Raw genomic sequence first — 11561 nt, forward strand, 5'->3', positions numbered from 1 at the left:
TTTACTTTAAAAGAATCATTTTTCCGGATGACACATGTTCCGGGGTACGTACCTGATAGATATAGAGACCTGAACCTGCCGGAGAGCCATCCTGCATACAGCCGTCCCAATTCTGGGTATGAATACCCTGACCAAGTATAGAAAACCGCCAGGAACGGACCTCACGTCCCCTCAGATCAAAGATCACAAGAGAAGCGGGGGTTGCCATGGAAAGGGTAAATTCAATTGTTGTAGAGGCGTTAAAGGGGTTTGGATAGTTTTTCAACCCAAAGTCTTCCGGGAGAATTATGTGTTGATCCGTCAGGCTTGTGGTGCCGGCCTGGTTTTCATAATAACTGAATGTTCCTTCATAACATCCCAGAACCAGGTCCTGATCACCGTCACCATCCATATCGATCAAAGCAGGTGCCGTATTTTGTCCACCAACAATTCCGGCAAAAAAGGTTGTATCTTGTTTCCACACGCTATCCTGAAAGGTAAAGAAATTCAATTCCCGCCACATATTTCCCGTCAGGACGTCCAACCTGCCATTTCCGGTAAAATCTGAAACAGACGGGACACAGTTGGATCCTACATCAATACCATTGAAATAGTCTGCAATTTCCACCCAGTCGGGATTATCAGGTGTCCCCTGATTCTCAAAATAAAACAGATTTCCTTCTTCATTCCCGGCAACCAGATCCAGATCTCCGTCATCATCCATATCCACCAGTCGCGGTACAGACCAGCCGCCAAGGGAGATATGTGACAGGACATCGCTTTGGAATATAAAGCCGCTTCCGGTATTTTTATGGAAATAAAGATTGCCGCTTAAATCACCTACGATGGCATCGGGCAGACTATCCTGATTAACGTCTCCAATTGCCACTGAAGCATAAATAGAGTGCTTTAAACCCGAAAAAGAACTGCTTTTTTCTTTCCATGCGGGAGAATTAGCGCTCCCGGTATTTTCATAATATTTGATATCGCCCAGATTGCTTCCGCTGAACAAATCCCGGTCCCCGTCAAAATCATAGTCGTAAAAAAAGGGATTAGAGGCCCCGCCTACATCTAAAGTACCGCCAAAAAGGGTTGTATTTCGTGTCCAGGCAGGTGTTTGTGCTGTACCTGTGTTCCGAAAGTAATTCAGAGGTCCTGATCCTGAACCGTAAACAAGGTCCAATTTTCCGTCTCCGTTTAAATCTGCAATTCCCGGCGAGTTAAAATACGTATCGCTCCCGATTCCGTCAAAAGGGATTGCATCGGGATGCCAGACACCATTTGCAGCATCTCCGTTATTTCTATAATAGGCAAACCCGTGTCCGTCGCGTCCTATCAGGATATCCAGATCTCCATCGGAATCCATATCGCAAAATACCGGATATGCATAGAGCCCCACATCCCCGATTAAAAGGGTATTATTGTCTGAAAATTGGGCTACGGAATCCGTCCCCGTGTTAAAATATATTTTTACCGAACCGTCTTCACTGAATCCTAATACCAAATCCAAATCACCGTCATCGTCTACATCTCCCAAATCAGGTACAGGATAAGAACCGGTATTAATTCCGGAGAAATATCCTTCTTCTTTCACAAAGATGGGGAATTCAGGAATACCTGCATTCTTATAGAGATGAAGTCCGGTATATCCACCCGTAATGAAATCAGCTTTTCGATCCCCGTTTATATCGGCCATTACACCAGCTTCTGCGTCTAATGAAGATACCAGGGAAAAAATATCGCCTGAACCTACCTGAAATTTCGGAGACGATGCCGTTCCAATATTTTCAAGATAAAGAGGCTTATCACTCATATTCCCCAATATCATATCAAAATCCCCATCCTCATCCACGTCGGCAAAACGGGGGTGGGAGAACATCAGGCTGGGGACACCACTGGGATTGAAAATGGCATCATTTTGTTGCCATGGTTGAGCAATAAGCATAATGTGTAAAAGCAGAATGAACGTTAATGTTTTGAAAAGATATTTCATCACGATCCTTTTTTAATTATAGAAAACAGAACTGAATATTTCTGATAATTAATGCGTGTATTTCTATTTCCCATACATTCATCCAATTTTCAATTTGTTTAGAATTTAACGAACCCTGCTAATGATTAATATTGTTTTCACTGCCTTACTCGATTTACCCCGGTGAATCTTAAACTTTGTATATTCAGATTAAAGAGAGAGGAAATGTGATGAACATACACGATGATATTACAAAATTGACAGGTAACACACCCCTTGTCCGAATAAACCGTCTGAATACAGGTATCCATGCTACAATATTGGCAAAGCTGGAATATTTTAATCCCTTATCCAGTGTAAAAGACCGTGTAGCCAAAGCCATGATAGAAGATGCTGAAAAAAGAGGATTGATTGGATCTGGTAGTGTTATTATAGAAGCAACCAGTGGAAATACCGGGATCGGTCTGGCATTTATCGGAGCAGCTAAAGGTTATCGTGTGATTCTGGTCATGCCGGAAACCATGAGTATAGAACGCAAGAAACTATTGAAGGCTTTGGGAGCTGAACTGGTTCTTACAGATGGGAGTGAAGGGATGAAAGGTGCTTTGGCAAAAGCAGAGGAACTGGCAAAACAGACACCCCGGTCATTTATACCCGGGCAGTTTTCCAATTCGGCCAATCCTGAAGTGCATCGCCGTACAACAGCTGAAGAAATCTGGAGAGACACAGAAGGGCAGGTGGATATTTTTGTGGCCGGGGTAGGGACCGGCGGGACCATCACAGGGGTGGGAGAAATTTTGAAAGCAAGAAACAGTAATATTCAGATAATTGCCGTCGAACCAGCGGGTTCTCCTGTTTTATCCGGGGGTGAACCGGGTCCGCATAAACTTCAGGGAATCGGTGCCGGATTCATCCCTCCCATTTTAAATACATCCATTATCGATGAAGTTGTCTGTGTTAAAGAAGAAGATGCGGGATACACGGCCCGGGAGGCTGCCAGAAAAGAGGGTTTATTGGTGGGCATATCTTCCGGTGCCGCCCTATGGGCATCCTTGCTCATATCAAAACGGCCGGAAAACAAAGATAAAGTGATAGTTACGATTATTCCCAGTTGCGGAGAACGGTACTTAAGCACGTGGATGTATGATGGATTATGAATGATGAATGATGAATGATGAATTAGGTTTGGATGTCAATTGACGCACCCAATCAAACTCATAACTCAAAACTCTAACTCACTATTCAGCACTCATCACTCAGAACTCCCCTGCAATTCTTTCCAATGCCGTTTCCAATATTTTTCGTGGTGTGGGCACACACAAACGCTGAAAAGATTCAGAACCGGCTCCGAAAATCTTTCCATCTTCAAGAAATACATTTGCCCGATTGTAAATTCTGTCGTGAATTTCCTCCGGCGATAAACCGGTCCCGGAAAAATCCAGCCAGGCGATGTAAGTCCCCTCAGGACGGCGAAACTGTACATCCGGCATCTGTTTTTCAATAAAAGTTTCTAAATAATCGAAATTGCCATCCAGGTATTCTTTCAATTGTTCAAGCCACTCCTCTCCTTCATTGTAAGCGGCAATCAATGCCGAGATGGCAAATGGAGAGGGACTTTGAATTCCCATTACTTTTTGAAAGGATTTTCGTAATTCGGGATTATCGATGATAATGTTTGAACAATGGAGTCCGGCTGTATTAAACGTTTTATTGATCGCTGTACAGATGATGGCATTGTCTGTATCTGTCACTTGTGCCAAAGGATAAAAGACCGCACTTTTCCGGATCAGATCTCCGTGAATTTCATCGCTGATCAAAATCACTTCATTTTTCCTGCAGATATCATTTATCCGGCGGAGTTCATCCGGTGTCCAAATGCGTCCAACGGGATTGTGGGGACTGCATAGGATCATCATCGTTGCGGTAGGATCGGCGGCCAGACGCTCCAGTTCATCGAAATGAATGCGATAATAACCGTTATCATTGATCAGTTCATTATTTGCTATCCTCCGCCCGTTTTGTTCAACGGCTGATGTAAAGGGTGCATACACAGGCCGTTGAATAATCACCTTATCTCCTGGACGGGTAAAAGCACGAACGGCTATATGCAAGGCAAAAACAGTTCCAGGTGAGTACACGACCGATTCAGGATTTATTTTCCACCCATGACGGCGGTTGAACCATCCCTGCAATGCCTTTAAATACCTGTCATCAGACAAATGATAGGTGTAACCGAACATTTTTTGTTCCACCCTTGCATGCAAAGCATCCAAAACAGGTTTGGGACATGTAAAATCCATATCCGCTACAAAGAGAGGAATAGTTTCATCATCATAACGTTCAGTAAAACCCAGATTGATCAGCAATTCCCGACTGTCCCATTTCAGGGAGTTAGTACCGTGGCGGTCTATGATTTCATCGAAGTTGTATTTCATGGGCTCAGGGGTTCATGGGTTCATGGGTTCATGGGTTCAGGGGTTCATGGGTTCAGGGGTTCATGGGTTCAGGGGTTCATGGGCTCAGGGGTTCAGGGGTTCGTCGTACCCTCATCCCTTCATATCCTCGTTTTGATTAAAAGCTGCCAAGTTGGGAGTTTTGATATGTGGTAATAGCTTTCAGGTGTCCGGTCAGGCTTACACCCTCAGATGGACTGCTCCAGGCATATCGAACCATATTTCCCGGGACTTCTTCCGATATCCACCATTCATATATTATTTTATCCATGTCTCCGGTGGGTTCTCCGGTATCCGGATCTGTTTTTTCATATTCTGCTTCAAAACGGGCATATTTTGCATCAAAAGTGCCGGCAGGTACTGTAATGGATTCTGTTCTTAATACATAGGGTGAATAATCGTTTACATTCATGGCTTCGGAATAGCTTTCTTTGGCAGCATACGTTTGTGTTTCCTCTGTAACAACACCTTCTTCCGTTTCAACTGTTTCGGAAGTTTCTGTTTCATATTGAGGTGTCCATTCTCTGATTTGATTGTATTCAGGATCCCGGTAACGGAATTTCTTCAACTGATAGGCTGTATCCATAAGGGCTTCCGATAGGATGGTTTCTCCATTTGCACTATAACGCAAGAGCCACCACTGGCTGCCATCCGGTAATTCCTTTAAAAAAGCCCGTTCAATTTCAAGGCTTTCCCTCTCACCTTGATCCTTGCTGATCACTTCCCAAACGACTCCTTGCCCTTCTGTGAAATCTTCATAACCTCCGGCGTATCCACCGGCCAGGAAAACCTGCATATAGAGTGTTGTTGCCATCATCCCGGCCTGCATGGCTCCAAGTCCTGTGGCATCCATAAGGGCAAGTCCTACCCGGCGTTCTGCTCTTTCCGTGACAGGTGTCATGGGTGACGTTCCCGTCATATAAATGTCCATCAGTGTTGAACACCCGGAAAACATCAGAACCAATGTTCCCAACAACATAGTGGAAATCAAATTCTTTTTCATGGCTTTATCCCCTATTATTTAGATTTTCATAATGTTAGGAAATAATAACACATTTGACAAGTATCAAAATCGTATATTATGAAAAACTGACTTTCAAACAGTCCGTATTCACTCTCTTTTATCATGATCGTAAATGATCTCGTCGATAGTAAGTTTTAGCCATGTCCAATCCCCCTTATCCAATTTCCAGGTGGCCTCCATTTCGACAGGAATTTTCAAACCATCCAGTATTGCATGTTTCCGGACGGATATAATCCATTCAAAGCGCTTTGCATCCGGCGTATTTTCTTTATAGCGCATAGCACTGAACCTGATAAAATCACCTTTTTCATTAAAGTAAAATATTCCACTTCCTTCAGTTCCTTTATATCGCATGGTTGCCTTTGCCGAGAAATTATCGATTGGCTCCCAGGTAATATACGGACTCAGAACAGCTGTAGGATACCAGACAATTTCTCCCAGATAACGTTGAAGTGTCCCCTCATCAATTTTCTCGCCTGACTCATTCACCACATTGATGAGTGAATTCATCCGGATGCGCATTTCACCCTTTCCTTCTACAAATAAATCCCTGCCTTTTATGGCAATCAGTGGATTCATCTTCATTTTCACGGTCCAATGAAAGGCCGGAGGTGTGGTAGTAAACAACTGCTCAGCTTGGGCATGATACCAGGTTTCCTGGTTCGGCTTCATTTTCATGGCTGCAGACTGTAATATCCAACCATAGCGAATTTCCGGACGACCTACAACTCCGGATCTCCTCAACCATTTTTTTACCGGTTCCGGGAGGGATTGTATGCTTTCTTCCGTAACAGGCTGTGGTTTTGTGTCCGGAAGCGTCGAAAGGATCTGTTCCCTTTCTTGCTGTATCATGTGATTCATACTGCAGGATGTACAAAACACAAGTAGCATCTGTACAAAGTATTTCATTTTATTTTCTTTCCTGTTTCAAGATAAAATGTTTTAAATTTCTCCGGTAGGAATAAGGCATGGATTTGCCATAACCTAATCGTATAAGCAGCATTGGACTGCCGTGATAAATTTTCCTCAGTTCATGTCGTATCTCCCGGACTTCACAGGGCATATTAACATGGGAATGTGACAGATTCAGAGATGTTGCGGTTAAGCCAAACCGTTGAAAGGTCCTTCCAAGTCTGATCATGGTCTCGGCAGATTCTGTATCAGTCAGAAACAAAATAAATCCTCCACTGTGCTTTAACAAAGAATCCCAGCGTTTTCTTTCACGACCGGGCTTAAGTAAGGTTTTCATGATGAATTTTCCCAGACCTTTGCCAAAATCCGGAAGTCCCATGGTACGGCTCCATAAACCATCACCCAGAAGTATCGCTTCTCTTTTTCGGAATCTCATCCAATGGAGCAATTCATGAATGAACTTCCTGTCACTGTATTGTTTACTGATAGCCTGGAAAATATAGGGTTTTAAACTCTGAATACCTTCATCCTTTGAAAAGAGATGCATTCTGATCCCTGCTTCAACTGGGATATCCTGTATTCTTTTCCATACATTATTGGATATCTTTTCAGGTGCATAAGGACCTCTGGAAACCTGCCGGCGTTGGATTTGGGGATAAAGGTCGGAGGATTTATTTACGATTCCAGGGAGAAGTCGGATATGGATATGAATTTGATGTCTGTCCTTTTGATACATAACATCTGGCTGGAATCCATGATGTTCAGCAGTAATCACCATATTCTCAAGGGCACATCCCAGGCTAATATACAAGGCATGGTTATCCGGATCCGCTTCCGGGAGGTTTCGGGTCAGATCCGGTGAGAGGATAATTCTGTTGTTTTCTCTTCCGATCAACCATGGTTGAGTGTTGTGTCCAGAAGGTGCCCTGATCCCGGCCATCAATATTTTAAGCACAACCTCTTCAGAAATATGTGCAGTATCCATTCGCTTGAACCTTTTTCAATCAAAATCATTGAACATGTTTTCTAAAACCGGATCCCCAGAAAGAAAAGGGGCGGAAAATAAAAGAAGGGATTTTCAGCTGCACGATCTTTAAAAGATTCCGGTTTTCCTGCGGGATCCGAGTAGAGGGCAAACCCAAAGGGCCACTGGACATTCAGGAAAAAGGGCACGTTTTTTATCTTAAAATCAAAAGAGTAACCCAGCCGAAATTCATTCCACAAATCGAATCCCAAAGGATATGTTTTGTCCTCTTCTTCAGAGTAATAGCGATCCCACATGGGCATCAGCTGATAATCAACATGCAGATTTTTCCATAAATAACGGCGGTATCCAATGATAAAACCCGGTGCATCGGTATGACCAACCCCCTCATATTCAATATTCATATAAGAGGGAGAAATGATAAACTCACTTTTCGGTGCAAAACGATAGGTATAATGCAATCCATAGATGCCTATTACTGGTGAAAGAGGACAGAAATCCAGGGCATGTTTATACTCAGGCATGTCCTGTTTGACCGGCGTACTCTGTCCATATATGCTTCCAGTCAAGATCAGAAAACTTGTCAGTACCATAAGAAATCGTTTTAACATCATGTCTGCTCCTTTCATGTGTTTTAATCTTCTTTTGACTGTATTTGATACGATATTCCATATCGGATAAAAGCCGAACCCGGCATTTCAAAATTTTCCTGGTTATAAAAATCGGTATAGATCCTGGAACCTCTGTAAAAATCGAGAAACAAACCGGTTTTAGATCCATTAGGAAGGGTTAAAATATCCAGAGAAAAACCGAGAAGGGCACCTCCCGAAAATTGATGTATGATATAATCCGGCAAGATCCCTTTTTCCTTAACCGCACCTATATTCCACTGGGCAAGATAGCCTGCTTTCATTCTGAAATGAGCCTGAGGAAATCGTTTTTTGAACAATTCCATTGAATAAGTAAGGGGAATGCTGCATTGTGTCAGACTGAATTCCCGTGTTCCGGTAAATCCATTGTTTAAATCGTCATACGAAAAAACCTGCTTGTTTGTCATAACATCAGCTCCGGTTTCAATACCTCCATATTTCAAATTCTGTAGTACATGAATTCCCAGATTCATACCGGTATGAGTGGCCCCTGTAAATGCATCCACATCATTCATGCCGGCGGTGTTCAGATTGGGCACTCGAATCATATCTGTATTCTCCACAATACCTCCTTGATACAAGCCGGCCCGAACCGAAACCTGCCGTGTATAAGTACTGATCTCTGTGATCGAACAGGCTGTCATCATCATCAATCCTCCAACACATACAAAGAGCCTTCCTGAACGTTTCATCATATTTCCTTTCAAATCGGACTGACTTTACACAAATAACCTAAACAAATCGTCTCACTAAATGTATATTGAGTCTCACTTTACAGTAATTGGGGTCTCACAAAACCTGAGACTGTTGAAAATATTCGCCGGGGGACATCCCTTCGAATTTTTTAAATGCCCTGTAGAAGGAAGCCTTGGAATTGAACCCGCATTGAAAAGCCAACCCGAGAATGGAAAGATGTTTGTTGGATTCCATAAGGCTCTGAATTTTAAATGCCTCAATGCGGTATTTATTGATAAAATCAAAAAAATTCTGGTTTAATTGTGTGTTGATTGTGTTAGATAATAGTTCCTGTTTTACTTTCAGCATTTTACTCAATTTTTTCAAGGTTAATTCCGAATCCAGATAGGGTTTTTCATCTTCCATAAACTGAATAAGACGATTGAGAAAAGCCTTGTCTCCCGGAATCGGTATTTTGTTTGGCTTATTTTTAATCTTTGGGCTTATTGTATGAGTTTCCGTCTCAGGCAAAGTAAAGAATACATGTCCCTGTCGCAGGCCGAAAAACCCGAGAACCAACACATACAATGATGCAAAACTATAGGTGATCAGCATTAACACACGATAGGATGCAAACAAGAATTCGGGCATTTTGTGCTTAAGATAACATAACTAAAAGAGCTTTTGCGAAAGAAATAAATAACATGTATTATAAACAAACACAGGTAAACTAAACGAGGAGGCAACAATGAAGCACCTTTTCCCTTTTTCTTTTAATTGTTGCAGGTTTACACACAAATTACTCCTTTTTGTCTTTATCATCATAACCCTTTACAATCCGCTGAAAGCCCAATATCTCATGGATTGGCAGGTGAGTCAGCACTATTATGAAATGGGTCTTCCCTATTTTGACATCACCGGAGACGGCACACCTGAGCTGACCAAATATCTTGGAAACACTGTAACGATTTTTGACGGGACACAGAATTGGGCTATCGTATGGAGTATCACGGCCTCAGGGTATGATGAGCTGATTTTATGGGATCTTTTCTCTACAGAAAGCGGGCAAAAGGCACTATGTCTGGCTACAACTCTTTTTGATCAGGTGAGTACATCAGTTCAGGTTTACGATATCTATGGTGAAACACCCAAATGGTCAACTTCCTCCTTTGAAGGATATTATTCCAATGTTGTCATCACTGATTTGAACGGTTCGGAAGGATCAGAAATTCTGTTGGGATGCAATCAATGGAATGAATCGACTGCCCGGTATAGTTGCCGCTTCTATATCCTGAACGGAGAAACAGGATCGATAGATTATGAAAGTTCTTCTTTCAATGGATATCTGAAGGGTCCTTATGCAGCTGATTTGGACGGGAACGGCATTCAAGAGATCCTGATTAACGTGTACACCGCCGACAGCACCTCTACCCTGTCGGTATTTTCCTACCATGGGTCCAGTTCTGTAAAGGAGGTAATGCCTGAAGAATTCAGTATGGATACCGCATTTCCCAATCCTTTCAACGGTACAGTTTCCGTTCCTTTTACAGTGCCAAAACCAAGTGAATTATCCTTTGCTATCTATGATATCTCTGGCCGGATGGTATACACAACACCTTCCTGTCACTTTTCAGCCGGATCACATCAATATACTTTGGATTTTGCAAAACAAAGTTCTGGTGTATATTTTATTCGATTATGGTCAGGCAAGACATTTCAAGAGCAAAAGATAGTGCATATTAAATAAAATCATAACTCTTTATCATAAACATTCGATGCCCCCATCTTATTTACATGATAAAAGGGATTGATAAATTTGTGCTCAATAAAACGGAAAAAATCAAATATTCCCAAGAATTAAAAAACCCTTGCAATCTACTGATATACAAGGGCTTTGTGTGTGTACCGAAGGCCGGACTTGAACCGGCACGGAGAAATTCTCCGAGGGATTTTAAGTCCCTTGCGTCTGCCAATTCCGCCACTTCGGCAAACATTGAGGTGACGGCCGGATTCGAACCGGCGAATAAAGGTTTTGCAGACCTCCCCCTTAGCCACTTGGGTACGTCACCAACTTTTCAAAAGCTTGTAAGCTTAACATTTCCTGCACTGAAAATCAATCTTTTATGATTATTCTAAAAGCCATTTTTGCACCTTTGCAGGGACCTTTCTTCCTTTTCACATAAATATGTCCTTCCGTAAATTCGGGTCATTGAAACAGGAGATTTTATGGAAAAAAAACTTGTTCCTAAAATCATTCTCGAAGGGACGCGCCTGACGTTCAAAACCGATATAGCTTTCCTTCTGAATGAACATCCCGAGATTGTCGGACCCAGAAAATACAGGTACCATAGTCCCATCATTTCAGCCGAATGGTGCTCCTTTACCAATTTTCCCTGGGGACGGGGTCTTATAAATTTTTTGCCGGAAGAGGCTCCCCGGGCAATGGAAACCTATAAGACCTGGGTCAGGCTCTTTGAACTTCAAAAGTATTACTCGTGGATTGTTGACCGGTTTTATATTTCAACTCAGGTGTTTCAGAAAACTCATCATGGCATGGATTATGATTTCAGTCACCTTGAAAGACGATTGAAGACCCTGGGATTTCACATGGTTTTTCTTACCCGATCTCCGGAATCTTTTGAATCAGCCCGCAAGGAACGCCTGAAAGTATCGGGTAATCCAACACAATACGATGACCTATCGGTTTTTTACAAGGAACAACTCATGATGAAATCATGTATCGACAAATCCATCCTTCCCGTACTGACTCTGGATATCTCCGATAATGATAAAAACAGGGCCGTTGATTCCATCGCCCGGTGGCTTAAAGAAACCGGTGGATTGTACAGCCCGGATTAAGAACTACATCTCTGTTATTTAAAATGACAAGTTTCAATAATTTCAGAATCAT

The 11561-nt window shown here is 42.5% G+C and carries 11 protein-coding genes and 2 tRNA genes; 3 read left to right on the forward strand and 10 right to left on the reverse strand.

What is annotated here, in order from left to right:
* Position 1: 1 nt before the first annotated feature.
* On the reverse strand, positions 2 to 1972 hold the full coding sequence (locus tag strainIA91_RS06250; RefSeq protein ID WP_400165918.1) for an FG-GAP-like repeat-containing protein: 1971 nt from the start codon (positions 1970 to 1972) through the stop codon (positions 2 to 4).
* A 209-nt stretch (positions 1973 to 2181) separates the two neighbouring features.
* Between strainIA91_RS06250 and cysK the strand changes: the two genes are divergently transcribed.
* A complete protein-coding gene (gene cysK, locus strainIA91_RS06255) occupies positions 2182 to 3108 on the forward strand; it encodes a cysteine synthase A (RefSeq protein ID WP_400165919.1) in 927 nt (308 codons plus the stop codon).
* Between the two features lie 99 nt (positions 3109 to 3207).
* Here the strand turns inward: cysK and strainIA91_RS06260 are convergent, their stop codons facing one another.
* The 7 genes from strainIA91_RS06260 to strainIA91_RS06290 form a co-directional block, all read right to left on the reverse strand.
* A complete protein-coding gene (locus tag strainIA91_RS06260) occupies positions 3208 to 4386 on the reverse strand; it encodes a MalY/PatB family protein (protein ID WP_400165920.1) in 1179 nt (392 codons plus the stop codon).
* A gap of 136 nt (positions 4387 to 4522) precedes the next feature.
* Positions 4523 to 5407, reverse strand: a complete 885-nt coding sequence (locus strainIA91_RS06265) for a hypothetical protein (RefSeq protein ID WP_400165921.1) — start codon at positions 5405 to 5407, stop codon at positions 4523 to 4525.
* A 108-nt stretch (positions 5408 to 5515) separates the two neighbouring features.
* Entirely contained in the window at positions 5516 to 6280 is a 765-nt protein-coding gene (locus strainIA91_RS06270) for a DUF6544 family protein (protein WP_400165922.1), read from the reverse strand.
* 58 nt (positions 6281 to 6338) lie between these two features.
* Positions 6339 to 7325 (reverse strand): Acg family FMN-binding oxidoreductase, encoded by a 987-nt coding sequence (locus tag strainIA91_RS06275; RefSeq protein ID WP_400165923.1) that lies wholly within the window; start codon positions 7323 to 7325, stop codon positions 6339 to 6341.
* A 41-nt stretch (positions 7326 to 7366) separates the two neighbouring features.
* Complete coding sequence (locus strainIA91_RS06280) at positions 7367 to 7939, reverse strand: hypothetical protein (protein ID WP_400165924.1); 573 nt, start codon at positions 7937 to 7939, stop codon at positions 7367 to 7369.
* Between the two features lie 20 nt (positions 7940 to 7959).
* Positions 7960 to 8670, reverse strand: a complete 711-nt coding sequence (locus tag strainIA91_RS06285; RefSeq protein WP_400165926.1) for a hypothetical protein — start codon at positions 8668 to 8670, stop codon at positions 7960 to 7962.
* 94 nt (positions 8671 to 8764) lie between these two features.
* Positions 8765 to 9301, reverse strand: coding sequence for a helix-turn-helix domain-containing protein (locus strainIA91_RS06290; RefSeq protein WP_400165927.1), 537 nt, complete (start codon positions 9299 to 9301; stop codon positions 8765 to 8767).
* Between the two features lie 97 nt (positions 9302 to 9398).
* Here strainIA91_RS06290 and strainIA91_RS06295 point away from each other — a divergent pair, with 97 nt between their 5' ends.
* Positions 9399 to 10397 carry a T9SS type A sorting domain-containing protein gene (locus strainIA91_RS06295; protein WP_400165928.1) on the forward strand — a complete coding sequence of 333 codons (999 nt, stop codon included), beginning with the start codon at positions 9399 to 9401 and terminating at the stop codon, positions 10395 to 10397.
* 156 nt (positions 10398 to 10553) lie between these two features.
* Here the strand turns inward: strainIA91_RS06295 and strainIA91_RS06300 are convergent.
* Positions 10554 to 10638 (reverse strand) — tRNA-Leu (locus tag strainIA91_RS06300).
* Between the two features lie 8 nt (positions 10639 to 10646).
* Positions 10647 to 10719, reverse strand: a tRNA-Cys gene (locus tag strainIA91_RS06305).
* A gap of 157 nt (positions 10720 to 10876) precedes the next feature.
* Here strainIA91_RS06305 and strainIA91_RS06310 point away from each other — a divergent pair.
* Positions 10877 to 11509: a hypothetical protein gene (locus strainIA91_RS06310; RefSeq protein ID WP_400165929.1), complete on the forward strand. Its 633-nt coding sequence runs from the start codon at positions 10877 to 10879 to the stop codon at positions 11507 to 11509.
* Positions 11510 to 11561 lie beyond the last annotated feature (52 nt).

This window comes from Candidatus Neomarinimicrobiota bacterium, from assembly GCA_041154365.1.
Classification (GTDB): Bacteria; Fidelibacterota; Fidelibacteria; order Fidelibacterales; family Fidelibacteraceae; genus Fidelibacter; species Fidelibacter multiformis.

What these genes read in the sequence shown, in the direction of transcription:
- strainIA91_RS06265 (WP_400165921.1), bottom strand. Translation starts at nt 5,407, where the DNA reads ATGAAAAAGAATTTGATTTCCACTATGTTGTTGGGAACATTGGTTCTG.
- strainIA91_RS06260 (WP_400165920.1), bottom strand. Translation starts at nt 4,386, where the DNA reads ATGAAATACAACTTCGATGAAATCATAGACCGCCACGGTACTAACTCC.
- strainIA91_RS06295 (WP_400165928.1), top strand. Translation starts at nt 9,399, where the DNA reads ATGAAGCACCTTTTCCCTTTTTCTTTTAATTGTTGCAGGTTTACACAC.
- strainIA91_RS06310 (WP_400165929.1), top strand. Translation starts at nt 10,877, where the DNA reads ATGGAAAAAAAACTTGTTCCTAAAATCATTCTCGAAGGGACGCGCCTG.
- strainIA91_RS06285 (WP_400165926.1), bottom strand. Translation starts at nt 8,670, where the DNA reads ATGATGAAACGTTCAGGAAGGCTCTTTGTATGTGTTGGAGGATTGATG.
- strainIA91_RS06250 (WP_400165918.1), bottom strand. Translation starts at nt 1,972, where the DNA reads ATGAAATATCTTTTCAAAACATTAACGTTCATTCTGCTTTTACACATT.
- strainIA91_RS06280 (WP_400165924.1), bottom strand. Translation starts at nt 7,939, where the DNA reads ATGATGTTAAAACGATTTCTTATGGTACTGACAAGTTTTCTGATCTTG.
- cysK (WP_400165919.1), top strand. Translation starts at nt 2,182, where the DNA reads ATGAACATACACGATGATATTACAAAATTGACAGGTAACACACCCCTT.
- strainIA91_RS06275 (WP_400165923.1), bottom strand. Translation starts at nt 7,325, where the DNA reads ATGGATACTGCACATATTTCTGAAGAGGTTGTGCTTAAAATATTGATG.
- strainIA91_RS06270 (WP_400165922.1), bottom strand. Translation starts at nt 6,280, where the DNA reads ATGATACAGCAAGAAAGGGAACAGATCCTTTCGACGCTTCCGGACACA.
- strainIA91_RS06290 (WP_400165927.1), bottom strand. Translation starts at nt 9,301, where the DNA reads ATGCCCGAATTCTTGTTTGCATCCTATCGTGTGTTAATGCTGATCACC.